The sequence below is a fragment of the Paractinoplanes hotanensis genome, assembly GCF_023717965.1.
Taxonomy (GTDB): domain Bacteria; phylum Actinomycetota; class Actinomycetes; order Mycobacteriales; family Micromonosporaceae; genus Actinoplanes; species Actinoplanes polyasparticus.
On record NZ_JAMQOL010000012.1, the window covers coordinates 101,010 to 126,378 of the forward strand.

General features: G+C 70.5%; 28 protein-coding genes and 2 pseudogenes. 14 read left to right on the forward strand and 16 right to left on the reverse strand.

What is annotated here, in order from left to right; all coding sequences use genetic code 11:
• Nucleotides 1-12: 12 nt before the first annotated feature.
• Nucleotides 13-234: a hypothetical protein gene (locus LXN57_RS10270; protein WP_251797800.1), complete on the reverse strand. Its 222-nt coding sequence runs from the start codon at nucleotides 232-234 to the stop codon at nucleotides 13-15.
• 57 nt (nucleotides 235-291) lie between these two features.
• Between LXN57_RS10270 and LXN57_RS10275 the strand changes: the two genes are divergently transcribed.
• The 5 genes from LXN57_RS10275 to LXN57_RS10295 all read left to right on the forward strand — a co-directional run bounded on the left by LXN57_RS10275 (nucleotide 292) and on the right by LXN57_RS10295 (nucleotide 5,811).
• Nucleotides 292-699, forward strand: coding sequence for a four-helix bundle copper-binding protein (locus LXN57_RS10275; protein ID WP_251797801.1), 408 nt, complete (start codon nucleotides 292-294; stop codon nucleotides 697-699).
• 79 nt (nucleotides 700-778) lie between these two features.
• Nucleotides 779-1,414 (forward strand): hypothetical protein, encoded by a 636-nt coding sequence (locus tag LXN57_RS10280; RefSeq protein WP_251797802.1) that lies wholly within the window; start codon nucleotides 779-781, stop codon nucleotides 1,412-1,414.
• 406 nt (nucleotides 1,415-1,820) lie between these two features.
• Entirely contained in the window at nucleotides 1,821-4,001 is a 2,181-nt protein-coding gene (locus tag LXN57_RS10285) for an MMPL family transporter (protein ID WP_251797803.1), read from the forward strand.
• Nucleotides 3,998-5,155: a sensor histidine kinase gene (locus tag LXN57_RS10290; RefSeq protein ID WP_251797804.1), complete on the forward strand. Its 1,158-nt coding sequence runs from the start codon at nucleotides 3,998-4,000 to the stop codon at nucleotides 5,153-5,155. The genes LXN57_RS10285 and LXN57_RS10290 overlap by 4 nt, the downstream gene beginning before the upstream one ends.
• A complete protein-coding gene (locus tag LXN57_RS10295; protein ID WP_251797805.1) occupies nucleotides 5,152-5,811 on the forward strand; it encodes a response regulator transcription factor in 660 nt (219 codons plus the stop codon). Before LXN57_RS10290 ends, LXN57_RS10295 begins: the two co-directional genes overlap by 4 nt.
• Here the strand turns inward: LXN57_RS10295 and LXN57_RS10300 are convergent.
• Nucleotides 5,801-6,709, reverse strand: a complete 909-nt coding sequence (locus tag LXN57_RS10300) for an NAD-dependent epimerase/dehydratase family protein (RefSeq protein ID WP_251797806.1) — start codon at nucleotides 6,707-6,709, stop codon at nucleotides 5,801-5,803. The two genes, LXN57_RS10295 and LXN57_RS10300, sit on opposite strands and share 11 nt — an antisense overlap.
• Nucleotides 6,710-6,964: 255 nt before the next feature.
• On the opposite strand from LXN57_RS10300, the gene LXN57_RS10305 reads away from it, so the two are divergent.
• From LXN57_RS10305 to LXN57_RS10315, 3 genes are all read left to right on the forward strand, one after another.
• Complete coding sequence (locus LXN57_RS10305) at nucleotides 6,965-7,789, forward strand: SAM-dependent methyltransferase (RefSeq protein ID WP_251797807.1); 825 nt, start codon at nucleotides 6,965-6,967, stop codon at nucleotides 7,787-7,789.
• Between the two features lie 140 nt (nucleotides 7,790-7,929).
• On the forward strand, nucleotides 7,930-8,853 hold the full coding sequence (locus LXN57_RS10310) for an ABC transporter ATP-binding protein (protein ID WP_251797808.1): 924 nt from the start codon (nucleotides 7,930-7,932) through the stop codon (nucleotides 8,851-8,853).
• Nucleotides 8,850-10,427, forward strand: a complete 1,578-nt coding sequence (locus tag LXN57_RS10315) for an ABC transporter permease (RefSeq protein WP_251797809.1) — start codon at nucleotides 8,850-8,852, stop codon at nucleotides 10,425-10,427. Before LXN57_RS10310 ends, LXN57_RS10315 begins: the two co-directional genes overlap by 4 nt.
• Nucleotides 10,428-10,463: 36 nt before the next feature.
• Here the strand turns inward: LXN57_RS10315 and LXN57_RS10320 are convergent, their stop codons facing one another.
• On the reverse strand, nucleotides 10,464-11,732 hold the full coding sequence (locus tag LXN57_RS10320) for a cation:proton antiporter (RefSeq protein ID WP_251797810.1): 1,269 nt from the start codon (nucleotides 11,730-11,732) through the stop codon (nucleotides 10,464-10,466).
• A gap of 132 nt (nucleotides 11,733-11,864) precedes the next feature.
• On the opposite strand from LXN57_RS10320, the gene LXN57_RS10325 reads away from it, so the two are divergent.
• A complete protein-coding gene (locus tag LXN57_RS10325) occupies nucleotides 11,865-12,416 on the forward strand; it encodes a DM13 domain-containing protein (RefSeq protein ID WP_251797811.1) in 552 nt (183 codons plus the stop codon).
• 50 nt (nucleotides 12,417-12,466) lie between these two features.
• On the opposite strand, the gene LXN57_RS10330 is transcribed toward LXN57_RS10325, so the two are convergent.
• Together LXN57_RS10330 and LXN57_RS10335 are read right to left on the reverse strand one after the other, a co-directional pair.
• The gene (locus LXN57_RS10330) at nucleotides 12,467-13,627 is read right to left on the reverse strand and encodes a SigE family RNA polymerase sigma factor (protein ID WP_251797812.1); all 1,161 of its coding nucleotides are present in this window, start codon (nucleotides 13,625-13,627) and stop codon (nucleotides 12,467-12,469) included.
• Nucleotides 13,624-13,998, reverse strand: coding sequence for an AraC family transcriptional regulator N-terminal domain-containing protein (locus tag LXN57_RS10335; protein WP_369077273.1), 375 nt, complete (start codon nucleotides 13,996-13,998; stop codon nucleotides 13,624-13,626). Before LXN57_RS10335 ends, LXN57_RS10330 begins: the two co-directional genes overlap by 4 nt.
• Nucleotides 13,999-14,288: 290 nt before the next feature.
• Here LXN57_RS10335 and LXN57_RS10340 point away from each other — a divergent pair, with 290 nt between their 5' ends.
• On the forward strand, nucleotides 14,289-15,128 hold the full coding sequence (locus tag LXN57_RS10340; protein ID WP_251797814.1) for an SDR family NAD(P)-dependent oxidoreductase: 840 nt from the start codon (nucleotides 14,289-14,291) through the stop codon (nucleotides 15,126-15,128).
• A gap of 5 nt (nucleotides 15,129-15,133) precedes the next feature.
• Here the strand turns inward: LXN57_RS10340 and LXN57_RS10345 are convergent, their stop codons facing one another.
• The 10 genes from LXN57_RS10345 to LXN57_RS10390 all read right to left on the reverse strand — a co-directional run bounded on the left by LXN57_RS10345 (nucleotide 15,134) and on the right by LXN57_RS10390 (nucleotide 21,583).
• Entirely contained in the window at nucleotides 15,134-15,499 is a 366-nt protein-coding gene (locus LXN57_RS10345; RefSeq protein ID WP_251797815.1) for a nuclear transport factor 2 family protein, read from the reverse strand.
• Between the two features lie 33 nt (nucleotides 15,500-15,532).
• Nucleotides 15,533-15,679, reverse strand: a complete 147-nt coding sequence (locus tag LXN57_RS10350) for a hypothetical protein (protein ID WP_251797816.1) — start codon at nucleotides 15,677-15,679, stop codon at nucleotides 15,533-15,535.
• Nucleotides 15,680-15,960: 281 nt separating this feature from the next.
• Nucleotides 15,961-16,764, reverse strand: coding sequence for a MerR family transcriptional regulator (locus LXN57_RS10355; protein WP_251797817.1), 804 nt, complete (start codon nucleotides 16,762-16,764; stop codon nucleotides 15,961-15,963).
• Nucleotides 16,765-16,782: 18 nt separating this feature from the next.
• Nucleotides 16,783-17,460, reverse strand: a complete 678-nt coding sequence (locus tag LXN57_RS10360; RefSeq protein WP_251797818.1) for a GntR family transcriptional regulator — start codon at nucleotides 17,458-17,460, stop codon at nucleotides 16,783-16,785.
• Between the two features lie 242 nt (nucleotides 17,461-17,702).
• A complete protein-coding gene (locus tag LXN57_RS10365; protein WP_251797819.1) occupies nucleotides 17,703-18,440 on the reverse strand; it encodes a CBS domain-containing protein in 738 nt (245 codons plus the stop codon).
• A gap of 361 nt (nucleotides 18,441-18,801) precedes the next feature.
• Nucleotides 18,802-19,158 (reverse strand): TraR/DksA family transcriptional regulator, encoded by a 357-nt coding sequence (locus LXN57_RS10370; RefSeq protein WP_251797820.1) that lies wholly within the window; start codon nucleotides 19,156-19,158, stop codon nucleotides 18,802-18,804.
• Nucleotides 19,159-19,303: 145 nt separating this feature from the next.
• Complete coding sequence (locus LXN57_RS10375; RefSeq protein ID WP_251797821.1) at nucleotides 19,304-20,518, reverse strand: PucR family transcriptional regulator; 1,215 nt, start codon at nucleotides 20,516-20,518, stop codon at nucleotides 19,304-19,306.
• Between the two features lie 104 nt (nucleotides 20,519-20,622).
• Nucleotides 20,623-20,940, reverse strand: coding sequence for a TraR/DksA family transcriptional regulator (locus LXN57_RS10380; protein ID WP_251797822.1), 318 nt, complete (start codon nucleotides 20,938-20,940; stop codon nucleotides 20,623-20,625).
• Nucleotides 20,941-21,022: 82 nt separating this feature from the next.
• A complete protein-coding gene (locus LXN57_RS10385; RefSeq protein ID WP_251797823.1) occupies nucleotides 21,023-21,178 on the reverse strand; it encodes a hypothetical protein in 156 nt (51 codons plus the stop codon).
• Nucleotides 21,179-21,403: 225 nt separating this feature from the next.
• Nucleotides 21,404-21,583, reverse strand: a complete 180-nt coding sequence (locus tag LXN57_RS10390; RefSeq protein ID WP_251797824.1) for a hypothetical protein — start codon at nucleotides 21,581-21,583, stop codon at nucleotides 21,404-21,406.
• A gap of 272 nt (nucleotides 21,584-21,855) precedes the next feature.
• On the opposite strand from LXN57_RS10390, the gene LXN57_RS10395 reads away from it, so the two are divergent.
• The 4 genes and pseudogenes from LXN57_RS10395 to LXN57_RS48580 all read left to right on the forward strand — a co-directional run.
• Nucleotides 21,856-22,326 (forward strand): nuclear transport factor 2 family protein, encoded by a 471-nt coding sequence (locus tag LXN57_RS10395; RefSeq protein ID WP_251797825.1) that lies wholly within the window; start codon nucleotides 21,856-21,858, stop codon nucleotides 22,324-22,326.
• A 44-nt stretch (nucleotides 22,327-22,370) separates the two neighbouring features.
• A complete protein-coding gene (locus LXN57_RS10400; protein WP_251797826.1) occupies nucleotides 22,371-22,907 on the forward strand; it encodes a TetR/AcrR family transcriptional regulator in 537 nt (178 codons plus the stop codon).
• Between the two features lie 189 nt (nucleotides 22,908-23,096).
• Nucleotides 23,097-23,642, forward strand: a pseudogene (locus LXN57_RS10405) (transposase family protein); the annotation flags it as partial.
• Nucleotides 23,621-23,941, forward strand: a pseudogene (locus LXN57_RS48580) (transposase); the annotation flags it as partial. The pseudogenes LXN57_RS10405 and LXN57_RS48580, both read left to right, overlap by 22 nt.
• A gap of 509 nt (nucleotides 23,942-24,450) precedes the next feature.
• Here the strand turns inward: LXN57_RS48580 and LXN57_RS10410 are convergent.
• The gene (locus LXN57_RS10410; protein ID WP_251797827.1) at nucleotides 24,451-25,158 is read right to left on the reverse strand and encodes an alpha/beta fold hydrolase; all 708 of its coding nucleotides are present in this window, start codon (nucleotides 25,156-25,158) and stop codon (nucleotides 24,451-24,453) included.
• Between the last annotated feature and the right edge of the window lie 211 nt (nucleotides 25,159-25,369).

The following is a 25,369-nucleotide window of genomic DNA, read 5'->3' on the forward strand; positions in this document are numbered from 1 at the left end:
GTGCCTCCCGCGTCACCACCTCGAGCAGCCTCCGTTGATGAAGGCCGTCGCTGACGCACGCGTTCCGGCTCCCGCCGGGCGCGGGCCGGGCAGCAGATCGGCGGCGCCGACGAGCCTCAGGGCTTCGGCCTCGGCCGCGCTGATCGCACGGAGCCGCAGCGCCACCCGCAGATTGACGGCGATCCGGTGGGCCACGACGAGGGCGCCCGCGCCGGCCGGGTCGAGCAGCGTCAAGCCGGTCAGGCCGAGCCGTCGCGCATCATCCCGGCCGCAGCGGGTAGGCGGCCCGACATGACAACTACCACCCAGCCCATGCTCGACACCTATCCCAAGTCGATCAACCTGGACCGCGGGAAGCTCGCCGCTGCGATCGACGCGCTGATCGCCTGCGCCGAGGCCTGCACCGCCTGCGCCGACGCCTGCCTCAGCGAAGACACCGTCGCCGACCTGACCAAGTGCATCCGTACGAACCTCGACTGCGCCGACATCTGCGGCACCACCGCCCGGGTGCTGTCCCGGCACACCGGCTACGACGCCACCATCAGCCGCAGCCTCCTCGACGCCTGCGCGACCGCGTGCAAGGCGTGCGGCGACGAATGCGGCCGGCACGCCGGCATGCACGAACACTGCCGGATCTGCGCCGACGCCTGCCGCGCCTGTGAACAGGCCTGCCGCGACCTGCTCGCCGCCATCAGGTGAGCCACCCCGGGTGAGATTCGCGGAATCGGGGGTAGCCAGCGCTCGTACGGCCGACGTGACCAGTGGAAGGACCTTCACCGTGAAACTCGACTTCCTGCGTCCCCTGTTCGAACGCCCGGGCTCGTGGGTGTCCGTCTACCTCGACGCCACCCGCGCAGGCGAGAACGCCGACCACGAGGTCGCCCTGCGCTGGCGCGGCCTGCGGGAGGAGCTGGCCGGGCAGGGCGCCGACGCCGCGACTCTCGACGCCGTGGAGGGAGCCGTGCAGGACCATCCGACCCAGCCCGGACAGTACGGGCTGGCCGTCTTCGCCACGAACGGCGACGTCGCCATGGTGCAGACGCTGTCCGCTCCCCCGCCCGCCGACACGGCCTGGTTCGAACCGCTGCCGCACGCCGCGAGCACCGGACTGGTCGACGTGGTCGCCCGGCTGCAGCGCGGCCAGGCCGACACTGTGCTCCTGATCGACGACCAGTCGTCGACCGACAAGCTGTGGATCGCACCCGACGACCCGACGCTCGTCGCGGTCGACGACCACGTGCTGCGCGAGGCCGGTGTGGACGAGCCGCAGAAGGTCCGCGCCGACGCCGCGCTGGTCCGCGCCATCGCCGGCACCGGGGCCGACCTGGTGCTGATCGTTCCCGGCGAGGCCACCCTCGAGCACGGCATCGGCGCGGTCCTGCGCTACGCGGACGCGAGCACCGCGGCGAGCTGAGCCGCATCACAACCGGAACCGATCCCGCAACCGCGGGATGGCGCGGCAACTTCGGGCAGGGTTCCACAGACGACGACCCCGGCACCTTCCCGCCGACGACAGGATCACACCGGCTGGACGGGGTATTCGGGGTCCGCGATCAGCTCCCACCCGGTCCGGGTGGCGTGTCGCCCGGGCCGGGCCGGACGCTCAGCCTGCCGTGCGCGGAGTTCTCCTCGGGCGCACTGTGCGAGGCCCCGGCTCGGAGGTCGTTCAGTCTGTTCTCCGGCTCGCTCGACCACGTCGGCGTCCGCCGTACTGCGATTCCCGTACCCGGAGCCTGCACCTGCACGACGACGCGACCGGGGCCCGGCCGAGAGGCTGTGGGCACCTTTCGCAGAGAAGTGGAGTGTCCGCCATGGCAGGCATGCTGGATCGTCTTGGTCGCTTTTCCTACCGCCGGCGATGGCTGGTCGTCCTGGTGTGGCTGTTCGCGCTGGGCGGGATCATGCTGCTCGCCGTCGAGTCGGAGGGCCCGGTCAGCACCCGGGCGACGATGCCGGGGATCGAGTCGCAGCAGGCGTTCGACCTCATCGCGGAGCGCTTTCCGGGTGCCGCCGCGGACGGGGCGTCGGCGACCGTCGTGTTCGTCGCTCCGCCGGGTCAGCGACTGACGTCCGCGGGAAACGCGAAGGCCGTCGACGCCGCGCTGGCGCTCGTCTCCGGCGGTCCTCAGGTGTCACGGGTCGTGCCGCCGTCGGCCGGCGGAGGCGTCAGCGCCGACGGATCGACCGGGTTCGCGTCGGTGTCGTACGGGGTTCCCTCGTCCGAGGTGACCGAGGAATCGCGCGCTGCGTTGGCCGATGCCGTGGAGCGGGCGCGCGATGCCGGGCTGACGGCGGAGATGTCGGGATCGGCGCTCAAGACCGGCACCCGGATGAGTGCCATGGAGCTCGCCGGAGTGGCGATCGCCGCGGTCGTCCTGCTGATGACCTTCGGTTCGATGGTCGCGGCGGGTCTGCCGCTCCTCACGGCGGTCATCGGGGTGGCCATCTCGTTCCTCGGCGTCTGGGCGGTGGCCGGGCCGCTGCAGATGGCGATCACCAGCGGAATGCTCGCCCTCATGCTGGGGCTGGCGGTCGGCATCGATTACGCGATGTTCGTCGTCTCCCGGTACCGGGAGGAGCGCCACGGCCGCGACGACGCCGAGCGGGCCACCGGGCGCGCGGTGGGGACGGCCGGCTCGGCGGTGGCCTTTGCCGGGACCACCGTGGTGATCGCGCTCGCCGGGCTGTCGGTGGTGGGCATCCCGTCGCTGGCAAAGATGGGACTGGCCGCCGCGGCTGCGGTGGTGGTGGCCGTCCTGGTGGCGCTGACCCTGGTGCCGGCGTTGCTGGGCTTCGCCCCGAACCGGGTCCTTCCCCGAGCGCAACGCCGCGGCGGTGTCCGCAGCTCGGAGCGCCGTCCGGCGGCGCGCACCTGGATGCGGCTGGTGTTGCGCCGTCCGCTCGTGATCACGCTGGCCGGTGTCGCGGTGCTGGCCGCGATCGCCGTCCCGGCCTTGTCCCTGCAACTCGGCACGCCCGGGGACGCGTCGCTGCCGACGACAGAGACCCAGCGACGCGCGTACGACCTGCGGGCCGAGGCGTTCGGTCCCGGGTTCAACGGTCCGCTGACGGTGGTGGTCGACGCCCGTGGCGCCGCTGACCCGGCATCGGCGGTGGCAACTGTGGCGGACAGCATCCGAACGACCAGCGGCGTGGTGTCGGTGTCCAAGGCGACCTTCAACCAGCAGCGCGACACGGCGATCCTCACCGCCGTGCCGTCGACCGGCCCGGCCGACGAACGTACCGAGGCCCTGGTGGAAGCGCTGCGAACCGCGCGTCCGGGCGTGGAGGCGGCCGGGCACGTACGGTACGAGATCACCGGCGCCACCGCGCTGGACATCGACATGGCGCGCAAGACGCAGTCGGCGCTCGTTCCGTACGTCGCGATCGTCATCGGCCTCGCCGTGCTGCTTCTGCTGGTGGTCTTCCGTTCGGTCTGGGTCCCGGTCAAGGCGGCGCTCGGCTTCCTGCTGTCGCTGTTCGCCGCGCTCGGGGTGATCGTCGCGGTGTTCCAATGGGGCTGGGCGGCCGACCTGCTCGGCATCGAGCAGACCGGGCCGGTCATGAGCCTGATGCCGATCCTGCTGGTGGGCATCGTGTTCGGGCTGGCGATGGACTACGAGGTCTTCCTGGTGTCGCGGATGCGTGAAGCTCATGTACACGGCAGGCCGGCCCGCGACGCGATCGTCACCGGTTTCGAGCAGAGCTCGAAGGTGGTCGTCGCGGCCGCGGTGATCATGATCGCGGTGTTCGGCGGGTTCGCGGCGGCCGACGAGCCGCTGATCAAGATGGTGGGCCTCGGGCTCGCGTGCGCGGTCTTCTTCGACGCTTTCGTGGTACGCCTGACACTGGTGCCCGCCGTCCTGGGACTGCTCGGCGAGCGGGCCTGGTGGCTGCCGCGATGGCTCGACCGGGTGCTGCCGCATGTCGACGTCGAGGGCGGGGCGCCGAGTGAACACCAGCCGGGATCGGAGCCGGCTCACGTAGTGTCGGCCCGATGAACGTTCTGACCGCGCTGGTCGCGTTCGTCTTCGCTGCCCTCGGCGCCAGCCTCAGCACCGAGGGCATCTTCCGGCCGGCCGAGCTGCTTCCCGGCGCGCTGCTGAGCCTGGTCGCGAGCGGGGCCCTGTTCGCCTCCGCCCGCTTCCCGCGGGTCGCGACCGTCGTCGCGATCTGCTGCGCGGCCGCCGCCTGCGCGGCCGGCTACCTGCCGACACCGTTGCTGCTGGCCCCGCTGATCGGCTGCCTGTATCGGCTGACGGTTGCCGGCAGTCTCCGGGCGGCCGCCTGGTGGACCGGGATCGCGGTGGGAGCGGTGATCCTGGGCGGAGCGGCGGGCGACACGGCCCCGACGGGAGGGTCCCTGCTCCTGCGGACCGTCGGCGTCGCCCTGTGGCTGCTTCCGGCAGTGTTCGCCGGACGGATGACCCACGCCCAGCGGGCGTACCTGCGGATGGTCGAGGCCCGCGCCGCGGACGCCGAACGCAATCGGGACGACGACGTGCGCCGCCGGCTGAGCGAGGAACGCCTGCGCATCGCGCGTGACCTGCACGATGTTGTCGCGCATCACCTCGCGGTCGCGAACGCGCAGGCCGGGACCGCGGCCCATCTGCTGGGGAAGCGTCCGGAGCAGGTCCCCCCGCTTCTCGCCGGGCTGAGCGGGTCCACGTCGGCCGCTCTGCGCGAGCTCAAAGCGACCGTGGGCCTGCTCCGTCATCCCGGCGACGACTCCTCGCCGGGCACCACTCCGGCGCCCGGCCTCGACCAGCTCCCCGAGGTGATCGAAGCGTGCCGGGCGGCCGGGATCGACGTCTCCGTGTCCAGCGACGGGACGCCGCGGCGCTTACCGCCCCTGGTCGAGCTCACCGCGTTCCGGATCGTTCAGGAAGCGCTGACCAACGTCACCAGACATGCCGTTCACCCGATCGTCACCATCTCCCTGACGTACGAGGAGGACACCTTCGCCGTCGACGTGGTCAACACCTCGGCCCACTCCGGTCCGGCCGGAACCGGCGGTTACGGGCTGATCGGCATGCGGGAACGCGCGAACGCGGTCGGCGGGTCGGTCCGGGCCGGTCCGGCCGGCCCCGACCGGTACGCGGTCTCCCTCACCATCCCGCTGGCCGCCTGGCAGGAAGACCAGGTGCTCCGATGATCCGGATCGTTCTCGCCGACGATCAGGCGCTGCTGCGCTCGACGTTCCGGATGCTGATCGAGTCCGGCGACGACATGACGGTCGTCGCCGAGGCCGCGAACGGCGAGGAAGCGGTCGCACACGCTCAACTGCACCGGCCCGACCTCGTCCTGATGGACATCCGGATGCCGATCCTGGACGGGCTGGCCGCGACGCAGCGCATCTGTTCCACCACCGAGCTGGCACGGACACGCGTGCTGATCCTCACCACGTTCGAAACCGACGAGTACGTGGCCCGCGCGCTCGAGGCGGGGGCCAGCGGCTTCCTCGGCAAGGACGTCACCCCGGACGTTCTGCTGGCCGGCATCAGAACCGTGGTCGGGGGCGAGGCGCTACTCTCGCCGGCAGCCACCCGCGCGTTGATCGACCGTTTCCTGTCCGGTTCCGGCCGCATCGGCGGGCCGTCCCTGGGGTCTCTGGCAACACTGACCGACCGCGAGCGGGAGATCACCGCGCTGGCCGCCCACGGCCTCTCGAACCAGGAGATCGCCGAACGCCTCGTCGTGAGCCCCTTGACGGTCCGGACGCATATTCACCGGGCGATGATGAAGGTGCGGGCCCGCGACCGCGCCCAGCTGGTCGTCCTCGCCTACCAGCAGGGGCTGGTCAAGGCTTGAACGTTTCCCGGATCGCCTGATCCAGCGGCCGTCCCGATGCCGGCTCGATGAACAGGTCGGCCAGCAGCAGGTCGGCCAGGTACGTCAGGTTGGTGCCCGACTCCCGGCCGCTCAGAGCCTGCAAAGCCCCGCCGAGCCGGAGCGATCCGCGCATCGCGACAGCCGGGAGGCGGACGGCCCGGCGGGGACGACCGGCCGCCCCGGCGATCCGAGTGATCATCTCGGCCCACGTCAGGTTCTCGTCAGCCACCGGAATGTCCTGGCCGCTGCTCCGCTCGAGCGCGTCCACCGCGACCTCGGCCACGCGGCGGGCCGAGGTGGCCGCTGTCCCGCCGGGCGGGGCGACCAGCGGCGAACGGGAGCGGACCCAGCGATCCAGGGCGGGCGCCCAGTTCGGCAGACGGTCGCCGGCCCGGCCGAACACGAACGGCAGCTCCAGGACGGCGACCGGCAGGCCGGGACCGGCGGCCACCCGCGCCTCCCGGGCCTGCTCGACCCGGCAGCGGACATAGACGTGCCGTTCCGGAAGGCGCCACTGCGGATGCAGCCGATCGAAGTACGTGTAGTACGAGCCCATGATGACGCCGCGGGTCAGCCCCTCGTCGCGGGCCGCGCCGAACAGGCGTACCACCGGCTCCACCATGTCGCGGCGGAACGCCGGATGGATCGGCCGGCGCAGCGGTCGTTGCTCGTCCGTGCGGGCGGCGAAGACCACGCCGTCGTGCCCGGCCAGCAGCGGCCGCAGCTGCTCGGCCGAGGCGGCTCCCAGATCGAGCCGGTGGTCGACGCCGGGGGCCGCAGCGCGCGCCGCACTGGTCACCGCGTGGCCGCGTTCGCGCAGCACCTCCGCGACATGGGCCCCGACGAGACCGCTTCCACCCACGACGAGAATGCGCATCCGACATCGTCCACGAAGGACCGCGCCCTTTGTCAAGCCGGATGCCGCCCGCAGCGGGAAGCCGGGCTCAGGACGGCGGCGACACCCCGGATTGTCCCGGCTCGAACTGACCGATCCGCGGGATCGGGTCTGGCCCGGCTGCTGAACGCCGGCCCGAGTGGCGTAGATGTTCAGCGTACGACCGCCGAGGAGCCGGCGGATTTCCCGGCCGATCTAGGATGGCGGGATCGGCATCGACGGACGGCGGAGACGGTGATGGGCAGCGAGCAGGGCACGGATCAGCGTGGCGGGCCGGAGCTCGACCCCACCCGGCCGCATCCGGCGCGGCGGTACAACTACTGGCTCGGCGGCAAGGACAATTTCCAGGCCGACCGGGACGCCGGTGACGCGATCGCCGGGGTGTTCCCGCACATCCGCACCGCCGCCCGCGAGAACCGCGCGTTCATGCAGCGGGCGGTGCGTCACCTCGCCCGCGAGGCCGGTATCCGGCAGTTCCTCGACATCGGCACCGGGCTGCCCACCGCGGACAATGTGCACGACGTGGCCCAGGGAATCGCCCCGGAGTCGCGGATCGTCTATGTGGACAACGACCCGCTGGTGCTGAGCCACGCCCGGGCGTTGCTGACCAGTTCGGACGAGGGCGCCACCGCCTACATCGACGCCGACGTGCGGGAACCGCGGAAGATCCTGGCCGACCCCGCCGTACGCGACACCTTGGACTGGTCCCGGCCCATCGCGCTGCAGCTGGTGGCGATCATGCACTTCGTCGAGGACCACGAGGACCCGTACGGCATCGTGAGTCAGCTCGTCTCCGCTCTGCCGGCCGGCAGCTACCTGGTGTTGTCGCACGCGACGTTCGATCCGCTCGACCCCGAGACGATCGCCGCGATGAACGCGATCAACGAGGGCATCAAGCCCCGGTTCAGCCCGCGAACGCTCGCCGAGGTCACCCCGTTCTTCAACGGCCTGGAGCTGCTGGATCCGGGAATCGTCTCGGTGAGCGATTGGCGCCCCGAACCGGGCCCCCGCCCGACCGCCGCCGAAGCCACCGGGTACGGGGCCGTCGCCCGGATCCCGTAGGTCCGGACGCGGCCGGTTCGGGCGCTCGCGGAATCCGGCGACGAGTCCACAAACGAAAGTGGCGTTTGTGGCGTACGCTGTCGCACGGAGTGCCGGGAAGCCTGGTCGGCGACACACTGCCGCCTGTAAAGGAGCCTCCGATGAACGCGAGCACCGGCACGGCCATCTCGATCTCCGGTCTGACCAAGTCGTTCGGCCCGGCCAAGGCCCTCGACGGACTGGATCTGACCGTCGCCGCGGGTGAGGTGCACGGCTTCCTCGGCCCGAACGGCAGCGGCAAGACCACCACCATCCGCATTCTCCTCGGTCTGTTGCGCGCAGACTCCGGCGCCGTACGACTGCTCGGCGGCGACCCCTGGCGGGACGCCGTCGCCCTGCACGGGCGGCTGGCGTACGTGCCCGGTGACGTCACGCTCTGGCCCGGCATCTCCGGCGGCGAGGTCATCGACCTGCTCGGCCGCATGAGCGGCCGTCCCGACCGCCGCCGCCGCGACGAGTTGCTCGACCGGTTCGATCTCGACCCGCGCAAGAAGGCCCGCACCTATTCCAAGGGCAACCGGCAGAAGGTCGCCCTGATCGCCGCGCTCGCCTCGGACGCCGAGCTGCTGCTGCTCGACGAACCCACGTCCGGCCTGGACCCGCTGATGGAGTCCGTCTTCCAGGATTGCATTCAGGACGCCCGCCGGGAGGGCCGGACGGTGCTGCTGTCCAGCCACATCCTCGCCGAGGTCGAGGCGCTGTGCGACCGGGTGAGCATCATCCGGCTCGGCCGCACCGTGGAGTCGGGCACGCTGCGCGAGCTGCGCCACCTGACCCGTACCTCGATCACCGTCGAGACCGCCGAACCGCTCGTCGGCATCGATACGCTGCCCGGCGTGCACGACGTCGTGGCCGAGGATCACCACGCCCGCTTCGACGTCGACTCCGCGCAGCTGGACGCCGTGATACGCCGCTTGGCGGGCCTCGGCGTACGCAGCCTGACCAGCACCCCGCCGACCCTGGAAGAGATGTTCCTGCGGCACTACGGCGCCGACGCCACCGCGGCCGAGATCGTCGCGTCATGACCGGGACAGCCAACCTGCTGCTGTTCTTCCTGCGCCGGGAACGTCGTAGCCTGCCCTGGTGGCTGCTGGGCGCCGCCGTGCTCCTGCTGATCCAGTCGACCCAGAGCCAGAATCTCTACGGTACGGCCGAGGACCTCGCCAACCTCCGGCGCACGATCGGCGGGAACACCGCTGTCATCGCGATGAGCGGGCCCACCCAGCTGCTCGATTCGATCGGCGGCGAGGTCGTCTTCGAGATCTTCGCCTTCCTCGCGATCGTGATCGCGCTGATGAACATGTTCGTGGTCGGCCGGCAGACGCGCGCCGACGAGGAGGCCGGCCGCGCCGAGCTGCTCCGCTCGGTGCGGGTGGGCCGCCGCGCTCCGCTGGCTGCCGCGCTCGTCCTCGCCGGGCTGGCCGACCTGTCCGCCGGGGTGCTCGTGGCCGCCGTGGCCGCCGGCACCGGCCTGCCGGTCAGCGGGTCGATGCTGCTGGGCGCGGCCGTGGCCGCCGTCGGGCTGACGTTCGCGGCGCTCACGGCGGTCGCCGCTCAGGTTTTCGAGAATACCCGCGCGGTCTACGGCGCGGTCGGTTCGGTGCTCGGCGCCGCGTACGCCCTGCGGGCCGCCGGGGACACCGGCGACGGCACGTTGTCGTGGCTGTCACCGATCGGATGGGGACAGCGCACCTTTCCCTACGCCGGGGACCGCTGGTGGCCGCTGCTGCTGCCCCTCGCCGCCACCCTGCTGCTGATCACGCTCGCGGTCGCGCTGCTCGAACGGCGCGACTTCGGCGCCGGACTCGTCCCGTCCCGGCCCGGACGTCCCACGGCTTCCGCGGCGCTCGCGAACCCGTTCGGGCTGGCCTGGCGGCTGCAACGTTCGGCGCTGGCCGGCTGGGTGGCCGGCCTGGCGCTGCTCGGCGTCGCGTACGGCTCCATCGGCAACAGCATCGAGCAGTACGTCGCGGACAACCCCGAGATCACGCAGTTCCTGCCCGGCGGCGCGCAGAGCATCGTCGACTCGTACCTGGCGCTCACCGTCAGCGTGTCGGCGCTCATCGCCGCGGCGTACGGCGTCACCAGCGTGTTGCGCGTGCGCGCCGAGGAGACGTCCGGCCGGGCCGAACCGGTCCTGGCCACGGCGACGAGCCGATTCAGCTGGCTCGCGGGCCACCTCAGCGTCGCCCTCGCCGGCACCGCCCTCGCCCTGCTGGCGATCGGCTTCGGCGAAGGCGCCGCGTACGCCATGACAGTCTCCGACCCCGGCCAGGTGCCCCGCCTGGTCGGAGTCGCCCTCGCCTACCTGCCCGCGGTGTGGCTCGTCGTCGCCGTCGCGGTGCTCGCCATCGGCTGGCTGCCCCGGCCGGCCGCCGTGGTGGCCTGGGTGGCCGTCGCCTACTGCGCGGTCGTCGCGCTCTTCGCCGACTCGTTCGACCTGCCCGGCTGGGCGCAACGCGCGTCACCGTTCGCCCACACCCCGCGGGTACCCCTGGACGCGCTCGCCGTCACACCGCTCCTCGTGGTCGGCCTGATCGCCGTGACCCTGCTCGCCGCCGGTTACGCCGGCCTGCGCCGCCGCGACATCGGCTACTGAGCTTCGCTTCCCGGCCGCTCAGGGCGTTCCGCCGGTTCACCGGCTGGGCTCCGGCTGCGGCCCACGCTGCCCGGAGCGATCGTGGGCGCGGTCCAGCATCTGCATCACCGGCGTGGCCGCCACGCCGTGCAGAACCACCGACACGAGCACGACGAAGCCGATGGACGCCCAGATGAGATCGGCGCCGGGGAAGGCGGCATGCGTCAACGCGTAGGACAGATAGTAGAACGAACCGATGCCCCGGATGCCGAAGGCGGCGATCACCCAGTGCTCCGCGGTGGAGCCGGGCGCCCCGCGCAGAGACAGGATGCCGGTCAGCGGCCGGATGACGAACAGCAGCGTGAGCCCCACGAAGACGGCGGGCCAGGTGAGCGCTTCGAGCAGTCCGCTCACGATCGCACCGCCGAAGAGCAGCAGCAGCAGGACGGTGAGCAGCCGCTCGGTCTGCTCGGCGAAGTCGTGCAACACCTGGTGGTAATCGTGTGACCGCTCGGCGGCACGGATGGCTCGCGCGGCGACGAACACGGCCAGGAAGCCGTATCCTCCCGCGACTTCCACCACGCCGTACGCCACGAAGGTCGCCGCCAGGGCGAGGAAGCCCTCGGAATGACGGGCCAGGCGCAGCGCCTCGGCACGGGGACGGAAGAACAGCCAGCCCAGCACCTTGCCCACGATCAACCCGCCGATCAGGCCCATGGCGAGCTTGTAGAGCAGGTCCTGCCAGGCCCAGTGGCCGATCCACCCCAGCCCGGCCGTCCCGGCCATCGCGATGGCCGCGTAGACGAAGGGGAACGCGAGCCCGTCGTTGAGACCGGCCTCGGAGGTGAGCGCGAACCGCACCTCGTCCTCGGAGTCCTCCTCGTCGGTGGGTTCGCCGACCTGGACGTCCGAGGCGAGAACGGGGTCGGTCGGCGCGAGCGCGGCACCCAGCAGCAAGGCGGCGGCCGGTACGAGTCCGGCCCACCACCAGCCGAGCAGCGCCACCGCGGCGATGGTCACCGGCATCGCGATCGCGAGCAGCCGCCACGTGGATGCCCAGCCCCGCCGGCTGAGCGGCCGGTCGATCTTCAGACCCGCGCCCATCAGCGCGACGATGACGCCGACCTCGGTCAGGTGCTCCGTGGCCTTGGAATGGGTCAGCGGGTCGGCATCGGGCAGGCCGAGGGGCAGGCCGAAGACGAGCATGCCGAGACCCAGGAACGCGATCGGCATCGAGAGCGGCCGGCGCTCGAGCAGGCGCGGGAGGATCCCGGCCAGCAGCGCTCCGAAACCGATGACCGCGAAGACGACGTCAGACGTTTGCACGGCGCTAGCGTGCCCGCTTCTCCTGCGGGTTATGCCCTTCGCGGCGGATCAGCCGGACGGGGCACACGCCGTAAGGTGACCGTAAGCACCACAGCCTGGCGCGAACGGCCGGCTCCGGGTTGGCTCGAAGCCATGATTCGCCGAACCTTGTCCAAGCCTGTCGCCTGGGTCGTCATAGCGCTGTTCAGCATCGGCGGCGCCGTGGGCCTCTACTGGTTCCAGCCCTGGCGGCTCGTCACCGACACGACCGTGACGGACGCGCTGTCCATCGACGTGTCCGCGTCTCCGGCCGCATCGGCGGCATCGGCCCCCTCTTCGAAGCCGCGGAAACCGGCCGCGATGGTGCTCACGCAGGGTTCGTTCGTCACCCACGAGCACAGAACCACCGGTACCGCCCGGATGGTCCGCAACGCGGACGGCAGCCACCAGCTGGAACTGGTCGGCCTGGACACCTCCGACGGGCCTGACCTGCGGGTATGGCTGTCCGACCAACCGGTACGCGACGGCGCCGACGGCTGGCACGTCTTCGACGACGGCGAGTACGCGGAACTGGGAAAGCTCAAGGGAAATCACGGCAACCAGGTGTACCGTCTCCGCGACAACATCGACCCGAGCGATTTCCGCAGCGTCAGCATCTGGTGCAAACGCTTCTCGGTGTCGTTCGGCGCAGCCGCTCTCACGTGAGGGCGGCCGGCCGCGAGGATGCGGCCGGCCGCGACATCAGGGCCGCCTGATCAGGAGCCGACGATCGGCAGCCAGTCCGATGTGTCGTCGCACCCTCCGAAGGTCATGTTCTCGACCATCCTCTCGAGCGCCGCGGACGGGATCGAGACCCGGTCCCGGACCGCGATGGTGATCCCGCACGAGCCGGCCTGGATCAGCATGTGACTGCCGTCCCGGTTGCCGAACGGACCGGCATCACCCTCGATGTACCAGGTCCGATGGCCGGCGATGGTGCGCATCGGGCGATCGGCGTAGTCCTCCCCCCACGCGGTCATGATGCCCTCCATCGGCAGCACAGACACGCTCAGCGGGGTGTCGTACGGCATCGTGAAGAACGGACTGGACGGTTGCCCGGACGGTTCGGCGGGGCCGCCGAAACCGATGTTCGCCGACACTCCGTGGGCCGCCACGTCGCGGCTCTCGATATAGGTGACCGGCAGGTCCAGCGGCACCCAGCCGAACCTCACCGGCGCCCGCGCGGTGCGCGGCGGCGTCAGCCGGACGCTCTCGGCCAGCCGCAGCATCGCGGCTCGGCTCGCGCCGTCGGAGACGGTCACCCACGCACCGGACGAATCCTGCCAGCCCACCGCCGCTCCGATCCGGTACGACGAGTCCGGGCCGGACGCGTTCGTGCCGGCGGGTGCGGACGGTGCGGGCGGGTCCAGGTTCTGCACATAGAAGGCCGGGTGGCCGTGCACGGTGATCTGCTCGCCACGGCGCAGCCGGGTGGGGTCGAACGTACCCGGGTCGTGGGCCGCGATGGTGCCGCCGGTGCGGCAGCCGAGCACCTCCGCTATCTCCAGATCGCTGAGGCTCTCGTAGTAGCGCAGCACGATCACCGCCCGCTGCTGGCGTGGCAACCTCATCAGCAGGTGCCACAGGTCGTCGTCCGGCTCCGGCACGCGCGGCGCCGACGCGCCGTCGACCGCGTCCGGTCCCAGCGGCACTGTCCACACCCGCCGGCGGCGGCGCAGCGACAGGAACTCATTGGTCACCATCCGCCGCACATAGCCGTAGGGATCGTGCACCGAGCCGATCCGGCCCCACTTCACCAGCGCCCGGGCCAGCACCTCCTGGACGATGTCGCGGGCTTCCTCGCGGTCGCCGCTGAGCAGCACCGCATATCGCAGCAGCGAGGCCGACCGCGCCGCCGCGAATTCCTCGAAGCTCATCCGTCCTCCCCGTCGGTGGCGCCCGTCCGGTGCCCCTGGGCTAAGAACGCATTCGCCGCCGGATCTGCTGCGCCGGGCCGGCCGCCGCCGGTCTCAGACCGACGGCGGGCGGGTGCGCCGGGCGATCGTGTGTCCCGCGCGGCCGACTCGGGCGATTCGAGCAGCAGCTCGGCGATGAGCTCGGGACGCAGGCGCACCCCGGCCGCGAGGAACGGGCCGGCCCGGGTGATCCGTGCCGTGACCGACGGCTCCATCGAGAAGACGAGGTATTCGCCGGCGCCGTAGCGGAACTCGTGCCCGGCCAGAGCCATCCGCTTCTCGCCGGCGCCACCACGACGGCGACCATGGGTTCGACGTCGGCCCGCTGACAGCCGAGGGCTCGGCCCCGTCCCACATCGCCGAAACCGTCTTCGCCGCGGTCACCGACCAGCTCCGGTACGAAGCGGGCCCCGACGGCATCCGGATGCTCAGCGCCCGGCGGGCAGCCGACGACGCCACCTTCCTGGCCGGCATCAGGGATCAGTTCGGCCTCGCCGGCGTTCCCTCGGCCGCCGTGCGTTGAAACTCGCGTCGTTGACCCTCTCCCCGGGGGAGGGCCGACGGTTGTGGGAGGCCGGCACATCGTCGGCCGGACACCGGAAGCAAGGGATTGAAGCGCGACATGAACACCTGGTTCATCACTGGTGGCACTCCCGGCGGGTTCGGCATGGCGTACGCCGAAGCTGCGCTGGACAACGGCGACCGTGTGGCGCTGACCGTGAGGCGCCCCGAGGAGCTGGACGCCTGGGCCCGGCCGTACGGCGACCGGGTCCTGGTGCTGCCCCTGGACGTCACCGAGGAGAAACACGTCGAGCCGGCCGTGCGGGCCGCCGAGGAACGCTTCGGCGGCATCGACGTGCTGGTCAACAACGCCGGCCGCGGCTGGTTCGGGTCGATCGAAGGCATGGCTGACGCCGACGTCCGGCGCATGTTCGACCTGAACTTCTTCGCTGTGCTGTCGGTCCTGCGGGCCGTCCTTCCGGGGATGCGAGCTCGGGGACGTGGCTGCATCATCACCATGTCCTCGGTCGCCGGGCTGCGCGGCATCGAAGGATTCGGCTACTACAGCGCCTCCAAGTTCGCCCTCGAGGCCGTCACCGAGGTTCTCCGCGGGGAGGTCGAGCCGCTGGGCATCCGCGTCATGGCGGTGGAGCCGGGCGCCTTCCGCACCCGCGCCTACACCGGCTTCTCGGGCGAGCCCGTCCGAGAGACCATCCCGGCGTACCGGCCCATGCTCGAGAAGGTCCGCGCTGCCATGATCGCCGAGGACGGGAACCAGCCCGGTGACCCGGCGCGCGGAGTCCGAGCGGTTCTGGCCGCCATGGCTCAGGACTCTCCGCCCCAGCGCCTCGTTCTCGGCAGCCAGGGGTTCGACGCGGCGGTCGCCACGCTCGAGGGAAACCTTCACGACATCCGGTCCTCCGAGGCGCTTTCCAGGGGAGCCGACTTCCCCGCTGTCTGAAGCGCCTACGGCTCGATCACGAGCCGGGTGATCCGGTCGCCGTCGACGGTGAACCGGTAGTGCAGATCGACCGACCCGCCCGGGAAATCGCCCTCCAGATGCTGCAGCACGTCCCATCCCGCTCCGCCGTCCCGGGAAGCGCCGGCGAAGTCGGTCGTGAACGTGTACTCGCCGGACGACTTGTCCAGCCAGTCCTCGATCTGGTCGCGGCCGTGGTACGTGCGGCCCTCGTCCGTCACGACGGCGTCGGCGGCGAAGGCGCCGATCGCCGTCTTCGAATCGTGCGCCTGGTGCGCGGGAAGATACGTGGTGACGGCGGTCGGCAACTGGTCCCAGGAGAGGTCGGCGCCGCGGTTCGATGTCGTGTCCATGTCCCCACGATTGACCCTCTCCCGGGGAGAGGGTCAATTCCGCGACAACAGCAGCGCGAGCTCGTCGGGATGTTCCAGGTGCGGCAGGTGGCTGCCGGGCAGCACCGTGACGACGGTCGTGGGCAGCGCCGCCGTCTCGGCGATTGTCCTGGCCTCACCCTCGAGCGCCTCGATCTCCATGCCGGCCACCATTCGCTCCCAGACCGCACGCCAGCCCGGGACCCGAGGCTCCGGCTCCGCCGCGCGCACGATGCCGCCGAAGGGTCCGGGAAGCCAAAATCTGGTCCAGGTTCACGACCGTACGGGTGTGGTAGCGGGCGGCGTAGGCAGTGGCGATGATCCCGCTCACCGAGTGACCCACCACGGTCGGTGGTTCGGTCAGACCCGCCGCGGCAATCCGGCTGTGCACGACGGCGAGCTCACGACGGCGTCCGATCATCTTGCGAGCGTAGGCGCGCCCGTCAGGCCGGGGCCACCCGGAAGACCGGCCAGCCGATCTCGGTGCGCCATCGCGGGGCCTCGGCGGTGTCCCGCGGTCCGGACAGGTAGGTCTCGTGGACCGGGCCGTCGATGTTGAGGGTGTGCGCGGCCACCCAGGCGCCCAGCCGGCCGTAGGTGACGTCGATGTCGTCGTGCGGTCCCGCGTGAACCGCCACCGCGAGATCGACTGCCGGCAATTCGACGACCTCGATCCGGCCGGCGGACCCGGGCCGGCGAACCGGCCGGAAGAGAGTCATGGCGCCGACGCCCTCGGTGAACAATCCGTTCTCGTACAGCCCGCCGGGCGCCCCGGTGCGCTCGCCCGGCGGGAAGGCCGCGTCCAGTTCGTTCATCGCCGTGTCGAACCACGCCGGCGAGTCCTCGAGCCGGACCGCCGGCGCCCTGATAGCCGCCACCGAACGGGCGGGAACCGAGCGCAGTTCGACCTCGACCTCGGCTACGTCCGGACGCAGCAGCCGGCGCAACGACACGACCGCGGCGCGCGTACGGTCGAGCTCGGCCTCCAGCCGCTGCAGGTGACCGGCGATGAGCTCGCCCCGCTTGTCCGGGTCGTCGGTGGCGAGGACGGATCTGACTTGGGCCAGGGGCATGTCCAGCTGGCGCAACCGATGGATGACCTGCGCCGTACCGATCTGATCGGGCTGGTAGTACCGGTAATTCGTGAACGGGTCGACGGTGGCCGGCTCCAGCAGCCCGGCCTCGTGATAGCGGCGCAGGGTCCGCACACTCAGGTGACTGAGCGTGGAGAACTCACCGATGGTCAAGCCGTTTCGCACCGCCGGTCACGCGGGCCGTTCGTCGTCACCGGCCAGGTCGAAGACCTCGTCGAGACTCAGCCAGTTCTCCCGGGCGGCCACGGCCGCGCCCGCCACATCGCGCGCTTCGCACAGGGTCACGATGCGCTCGTGCAGCGCCACCGAGGCCCGGCCGTTGAGCGACGAGAACCGCAGCCGCTCCAGCCGCCGCAGAACCGGTGTGAACTGCTCGACGACCGCGCGGATCGCGGGATTGGCCGAGGCCGTCACCGCGACACCGTGGAACTCGTCGTCCGCCGCGATGGCCGCATCGACGTCGTCCGCCTGCAGGGCCGCCGCGAAACGGGCGTTGGCCGCTCGCATCGCCTCGATCTCACCGGCCGACAGGTGCGGCACCGCCTCCCGTACAGCCAGCTCATGCATGGCCGCGGTGACCGTCTGCGCGGATCGCGCGGCGCGGGCGTCCAGCGGGCTCACCATCGTGTAGCGGCCGGGCTTGGTCCGTACCAGCCCGGATTCCTCGAGCCGGGTCAGCGCCTCGCGCACCGGGGTGCGGCTCACCCCCAGCCACTGGGCCAGCTCGGCGTCGTTGAGCCGCTCCCCCGGTGCCAGCGTGCCGTCGACGATCGCGTCCCGGATCGACTGATAGGCGTTCTCCCGCAGCAACGACCGCGAGATGACACCCACACGCGCAGGGACCGGCATGCAACATATTCCACACCGCCGACGCACGCGAGTCAAAAGAGGCATGCCCGCTGCGGGCGTCAGGCGCCGACGGGGACGAGGAGCTGATCGCCACGCTCCAGCCGCTGTCGCGGTGGAGCGCGCGCTATCTCCCGCACACCGACGGTTGAACCTCGGACTTCGGTATCCGCCAGCAGGGGCGTGACCGGCAAACTGGAGACCCGTGGGCTGCAGGCTCAGCGCTCAGCCTCGTTCGGTCGGGGTCACACCGCCGCCGCTGCCGTACTCCGACGACCGCCGTCCAGCACCAGGTAATTGCGCCGGAGGGCGTGACCGGCGGCGCCGGCGGCTGCGGTGTCGTCGACATCCGACAGCAGTTGATTGTCGATGTCGGTCACGCCGGGGATCAGCGCGATCATCCGGGCCGCGGCCAGTGCGGTCGTCCTCCGCGCCGTGCGTCCGGTGAGGGTCACGGTGCCGTCGTCCACGCCGACGCGTACCGCTCCGGGGCGGATCCGCAGCTCACCGATCAGGACGTGGTGCACCACATCGTCGCGGATCACAGCGTCCAGACGGTCGTGGACCTTGAACAGGTCCGATCGGCTGACGATGCCCCGCAGCCTGTGGTCGGCGTCGACCACCAGCAATCGGCCGACGGCGCGCTTGTGCATCAGCCGGGCGGCGGCGGTCAGCGACGCATCCGCTCCGATCGTCATCGGCGGACCGTTCATGACCCCGGCCGCTGTGCCCTCGGGCCAGAACAGGCGTGGCGGAACCGCGCGACGCCACCATCGTCGTGGGTGCTCGGGCTGGACGATCTCGATGATCTCGTGCAGGTCGCTCCAGGAGACCACGCCGAGCACGACGCCGAAATCGTCGACGATCGGCACAGCACTGATCTCCCGCTCGCTGAGCAGACCGACGAGCTCCGCAACCGGCGCATCACCGGAAGCGGTGATCACGTCAGTGGTCATCACGTCCTGAACAAGCCATTGCCGCATGTCAATCCCTTCTGTTGGTGATGGTTCCGGCCCCGGGCATTACGCCTGTCGGCCGGTCTCCTTGACGAAGCCATCGGGCCGCGACTCCGCGCGGCGGGCGATAGGTCGAAGACGTTCCCCTGCCCGCGCCGGGACGGCTGCGGCATCGGTGAGGTCTGTTTCCATTGTTGCGTCGGCTTGGTTGCCCGTTAATGGCTACGAACCGCACGGAAGCCGAGCCCACGTTGCCGGACTTCGGCAACGACGGTCGATGGATCGTCGAGCGCCGGCTCCGGGACCGGGCGCAACGCTTCGACGAGGATGCCAAGGCCCGCATGCTGACCGATCCGAGCGGGTTCGCGAGCCTCGACGCCCACCGTGACTACCGCAGCGCGGCGCCTACGCCCGACCGTCGTCCGACGCTCTGCTCGCAGCGCGTGCAGTGGATGGCGCTGGGCGCGATCCTCAGCCGGCCCAGGGGAATCGGCTTGTTGCAGTGCGCGCACACGCCGTACGTTCCTTCGGACATACGACGCAGCGCGTGAGCCGTGTCCGCGATCCGTCGACGGGCCGAGGTGATGAGCCCGTCGAGAGTCTGCGGCTCATAGCCGGCGTGTCGCGGCAGCCGGGCGTACACCGTCAGCTGTGTCAGCCGGGTGGTCTGAGCGGCGAACTCGTCCTCGAGCATGGTGCGGAACAGCTCCATCGGCTCGACCGGGGCGTGCGGCGCAGCTGTCACGATGCCTCCTTCAGCGTCGTTCCGAGGGACACTCCCCTGCCATCGATCATCGCCGCGGAGTGCTCCGTCGACCACGGGCGGTGACGGCCACCATCGGCGTTCCGGACTGCCGATGGTCGGCAGAGAGCCGTGCGCGCGGTGGGTCTCAGGGCTGTCCGGAGAGCTGCTTCGCCGGCCAGCCGAGGGCGCGAGCACCGAGCACCGCAGCCTGCAGGGTGAAACGATGCGCGGGATCGGCCGGGTCGTAGCCGGTCAGCACCTTGATGCGATCCAGGCGGTAGGTCACGGCTCGTACGGACACATGGATGCGTTTGGCGGTCTCCGTCGCCACCGCGCCGGTGTCGAAGTACGCCTGCAAGGTGGTCAACAGCGGCTCCGCTCCGCCTCGTGCCTGTTCGAGCGGGCTGAGCACTGCGTGCACGAGTTCGACGATGGCCGGCTGATCGCGCAGTAACACCCGGTAGATGAGGAGCTCCCGGGCGTCGGCCACGGGGGTTTCGAGCCGCAGCCGGGTCGCCATCGTCAAGGCCTCGCGAGCTTCCTCGTAGGAACGAGCGATGCCGTACAAGCCAGGATGGGGCCGGCCGACCGCTACGCGCCACGGTTGTCCGCGCGGTAGCCGGCGCAATTGGTCGTGCATCAACCGGCCCAGGCCGGTGGCGTCGCGATGGGACGGTGACCCGGCCGGGACAACGGTTTCCGCGGGTGCCAGCACCACGAGAAGACCGTCCTTGGTCGCTACCATCACGTCCCGGTCGCCGAGCCGGTCGAAGATCACCGCCTCCAGAGCCGAGATGGCTGCCTCCGCGTCCGGCAGGCGCTGACCGGCCGAGGCCAGCGCGACCTGATGCGACCGGGCCAGGTCGAGGCCGAACGGCTCGGCCCGGTCGACCAGCGCGCCCGGGTCGGAGTCGCCTCGGAGCAGATCGTCGACCAGCTCCCGCCGCAGCGCTTCCTCGCGTCGCACGAGGTCGCGGCGAGCCATCGCATACCCCTCGGCGAGGGTCGCCACCGCATCGTCGACGACATGCAGCACAGCCGAAGCGGCCGCACGTACGGCCTCGCGGTCGCGGCTTCGTACGACTGCTGGAAGGTCCTGCCAGAGCCGGCGCGCCGCCGACAGATACAGCTGCACCGCACGTCCGGCAGAGATTCCCTGTTCGGCGGCGCGCCGCCCCAGAACCCCCACGGCGTCGAGCTCGGCCCGCTTCGGCCGTCGACCCGAGATCGCGGCGTCCGCCAACATGAACAGGTAGTCCCCGAGCAGTTCCACGGGGACGCCGCCGGCGTCCCGGCTCGCGCCCTCGGCGACGGCAGTGAGCCACTGGTCGTCCCGGTCACCGGCAGACGAATTCTGCACGACCTGCCCTCGTCCTGTGCGTCCGAGACCGCTGGACACTCCTTGGCCATTGTCGCCGCCTTGCACGCACCGTGCAAGGCGGCGAGAAGCTGTGTCGCGGCAGCTCACCCATGGCGCTTCTGCTGGCACGCCACGCAGTATCGGGCGTGCGGCAGCGCCTCGAGTCGCTCGGACGGAATCGGGGCGTCGCACTCCTCGCAGATGCCGTAGGTTCCCTCAGCGAGGCGGCGCAGCGCACCACTGATGTGTTCCAGGCTCTGCCGGGTGGCGACCAGCAGAGCCGCCCGGTTGTCCGCCTCGCTGGGGTCGCCGGCGGTGGTGAGTTGCTTCAGCCGAGTGGTCTGAGCCGCGAACTCCTCGCTCAGCGACGTTCTCAACGCCGTGAAGCGGCCCGGGCCGGACGTTTCCGTGTCGACGCTCATCATCATTCCTTGGTCGTGGTGCCGAAAAGAAACGGGCGAAGCTGGAGAGCTTCGCCCGGGTGTTCGCGGAGGTTCGATGCCTTCATCGACCCCGGCGTCGGCGACGCTTCCGATCGGGCCGGAACGGCTCGGCGCTGAAGGGGTGGGTCCGGCCGACCCGGGAACGGACCAGCCCGGCGTCGTCGCGGTCGCCGGACGCCGTGCTGCGCGTTGTCACGTCGTCGGTTCGGGTCTGCATCACGGCACCTTTCCGGGCTGTCCTCACCCTGGTTGTCGGCGTCACCTGTGCCCCAAGGTTCGCCCGGAACGATGCCTCCGACCATGGTCCGCGACGGCGATTAAGTTCCTCGTTCCCTGCCGACGGTCGGCAATGAGCGAGCCGCGCCGCTCGGGAGCGGAGATGATGACTGCAGCCGTCCGCGACACCGCGGCCGAACATGGTCGGCAGTGCCGTGCGACCTGGCTAGGCCGCTGCGCCGCCGACGTCGCGGTCCAGCTCGGCCAGGCGCCGCCGGATCTGCTCCTCCTGCTGCGGATCGGAGTCGTTGCCCAGGGCGAGCGCCTCCAGCCAGGCCGCCCGAGCCGCGGGGCGGTCGTTCATCGTATAGGCGGCGTCGCCGAGGCCCAGCCTGGCGCGGACCATGTGCACCCGATGGCCGACCGCCTGGGACAGGTCCCGGGCCGCAGTCCAGTCAGCCGGATGGGCTGAATGCCGGCTCGTACGGACGGTGACCTGGCTGAACCGGTCGACGCGGGGTGCCAGCCAGATACGGTCTCGAGACGTGGTGGCCGGGTTGCCCTGACCGTCCCGGATGCAGAGCAGGGATGGGTGTCATCAGACAACCGCACCGGGCGCGATCCTTCTCACCAGATCTGTTATAGGTCGACCACTAACTTAATGGCTATGGTGGGTACATGATCGAGACGACCGAGAACCGCTCCCCGGCACAGCACGCGGTGGCCGACCACCTGCGGCTTCTGACCACCGGCAGGCTGGACGCCTGGGCTGAGCTGTACACCGCCGACGCCACGTTCACGTTTCCGTTTGCGCCAGCCGGGATGGCCTCCGAACTGCATGGGCGCGAAGCCCTCATCACGCACATGCGGAACTTCGTAGCCACCTTCGACGTGCAGGCCGTGAATCTGCGCTACATCGCCACTACGAGCCCGCAGATCGCGGTGGCGTTGTGGACGCTGGACGGGACGGCGACGCCCACCGGGAAGCATTTTCACCAGGACTGCTTCGGGATCGTGCAGACCGACGCCGACGGGCTGATCACTCGATACGACGACTACTGGAACCCTCTGGCCGCCGTTGAAGCACTGACAACCAGCGACCCCGAGGCAACCGGAACCGTGGGTGTAGCCGGCTCTTTCGGTAGCTGAGCGGAGCGAACCGGCGGTCCAGGTGCCGTGGATAGGCTGACACCATGCCTGCCGCCGGGACGACCACGAAGAGCGATGAACGCCGTCAGCACGTTGTGGACGCGGCGGTGAGCTGTTTCGCGCGGAGAGGCTTTTACGGTACGACCACGAACGAGATCGCCGAGCGCGCCGGCATCTCGCAGCCCTACCTCTACCGGCTCTTCGCCAACAAGCAGGCGATCTTCGCTGCTGCCGTCACACACGTCGGCGGCCTGCTGACCGAAACGCTCACCGCCGCCAAGACCGCCAACAACACGATGAGCCCGCCGCAAGCACTGCGAGCCGCGTACAGCACGCTCATCACCGACGGTGACGTCCTGCGCTTCCTCATGCACGCCAACTGTGCCACCGACGAACCGGTCATTCGCGATGCGGTCCGCACGTGTTATGCCCAGCAGGTAACGATCGTCCGCGAGCTGTTGGACGGTGACGACGAGGCGGTCCGGCAGTGGTTCGCCACCGGCATGCTCGACAACGTCATCACCATGCTCGGCCTCGCCGACGTAGCCGAACCCTGGGCCGCCACGCTCATCGACGCCTAGCCATAGCGTCAGACCATCTTCATCGGGTCCGTGGTGCCGACATTCGCGGACGCGAAATCCGCCAGTGAGCCGTTTTCATCGTGACGGTGCAGGTCACGGCAGGGCCAGAGCGTCGGAGTCGACAAAGGACGAGGCTCCCGGCACGACAGCAGTCGACCAAGATCCGATGCGCCAACCGGGAGCCTCGCTGTGCTGTCTGACCCTGCCGCAATTCCGTTGTCCACTCGCAGCCTGAACCACCTCGCCGGCCTCATCCGAGCCCGCCGCAACCAGCGCAGATCCCGGTGGCGGCGCCTCGACCCCGCCCGGCAAGCCCTACTCGCTCTGGCCCACCTGCGTAACGGCGACGCCCTGACCCGCCTGGCCTGCGGTTTCGAGATCGGCGTAACCACCGCCTGGCGTTACGTCCGCGAAGCCATCGACCTGCTCGCCGCCACCGCCGACGACCTCGAGTCGGCGATGACCAGGATCTCGCTGCTCGCCTACGTGATCCTCGACGGCACCCTCATCCCGATCGACCGGGTCGCCGACCAGAAGCCCTACTACTCCGGAAAACACCGCCGCCACGGCGTCAACGTGCAGGTCATAGCCGATGCGGCAGGCCGGCTCATCTGGGCATCGGCAGCCATGCCCGGCGCCGTCCATGACCTGACCGCCGCCCGCACCCACACCATCATCGAAGCCTTGACCAGCGCGAACGTGATGACCTTCGCCGACAAGGCCTACCCAGGCGCCCGCGACCGCCCGCCGCCCGGCCCCGCGCATCAAGGATGCCCCGCTACCTCGACGAACGCCTCGCTGAGGTCGAGGACCGGCAGGTCCCGGGTCATGGGGAGGGCGACCTCGTCATCGGAAGGGCGGCAAGTCCGCGGTCGCGACGCTGGTCGAGCGGACCTCCCGGATGCTGGTCCTGGCCCCGCTGTCCGGCCTTGACGCGCTGACCGTGGGCGACGCGGATCGTCGCCGCCGGGAACCTACCTCCGCAGATCAAGCGGTCGCTGATCTGGGACTGCGGATCCGAGATGGCCGGACACGGCCCATCGCGTTCCATCCCCAGACTCAGGCCAGGAACTCATCAAGCCGACGATCACCCAGGCCGCCACCGCCTCCGCCGGCACCGGACGCGGCGCATGGACACTGCTCGACGATCCGCGCGGCACTCCTCCGCGGGCACTACGAGGGTGCCGCCGACGAACCGGGATGAGGCCCTAGACGAGGTAGCGGTCCGTACTCCCACCCATCGAATTTTTCGCATTCTGTTGGGCAGCGGTCGCGTCTGACCACGTCATCGAGCCGCTGAAGGGGCGGGCGGGGCTCGAACCCGTGGGCCGACTGCAGGCCGTCCATGCTGCGGACTGTTACGGCTTCTCGATGCTCCTCCCACCATGAATCCGCCGAAGGGCGTCCTCTGGGGAGATTTATTGACGGGCCGGCACCGCCCACCCCTTGCGAGTCGGGCGGCGGCGTGAACGACCGGGTCAAGGCTTGTAGTACGACCGCGAGGGGGCATGTGCGAGCCGGCCCGGGTGGGGTGGCCGGTGTGTCAGCGAGCGCCGGCAGCGTTCTGCGCGGCGGTCACGATCACGTCGGAGACAGCCCCGGACTGGGTCAGGAACAGGGCGTGGCCGGCCGGGATGTTGGTGACCGGCGCGCCGATGCGCTCGGCCATGTGCTGCAGCATCGCCTGGTCGAACGCCCTGTCGTCGGTCGCGATGGCAGCCCAGCTCGGCTTGTCCCGCCAGGCGGCGTTCTTCACCGCTGTGCCGAACGCCGCCATGTTGACGGGCACCTGCGAGTCGCGGAGGAAGGCCGCGTCGGCGTCGCTCGCGTCCGCGGCGAAGCCGGCCTTGAACTTGTCGGGGTTGAGGAAGCCGTACCCGTCCTCGGCCACGTCGATGACGAAGTCGGGCGTCGCAGCGAATCCCTCGTACTGCTGGGAGGTGGTCTCCCCGGCGTCAGGCGCCAGCGCGGACACGTAGACCAGGCCGGCGACCTTGGGATGAACACCCGCCTCGGTGATGACGGTGCCGCCCCAGGAGTGGCCGACGAGAATCGCCGGGCCGTCCAGCCGGTCGAGCACCCGCGTGGTCGCCGCGACGTCGTCCTCGAGCGAGGTGAGCGGGTTCTGCACGATCGTGACCCGGTAGCCCCGGGCCGTCAGATTGTCGTGGACGCCGCGCCAGCCGGAACCATCAGCGAACGCGCCGTGCACGAGCACGACGTTCTTGATCTCTTGACCGGTGGTGCTCATGAGACTCGTCCCTTCGTTGCCGCGCCGCGTTGCGGTGCGGGCCGAGCGATCCGGAAAGTGTCCCCGCTACATGCAATATATTGCACACTGCACACCACTACAAGGTCGTAGGAGCGGTCACGGGGTCACACCATGTTCGACGGGCCCGACGGCTCGAAGTTCACCTCACCCGAACGGATCCTCGGGAGAGGTGAACTCCGAGCCGGACCGG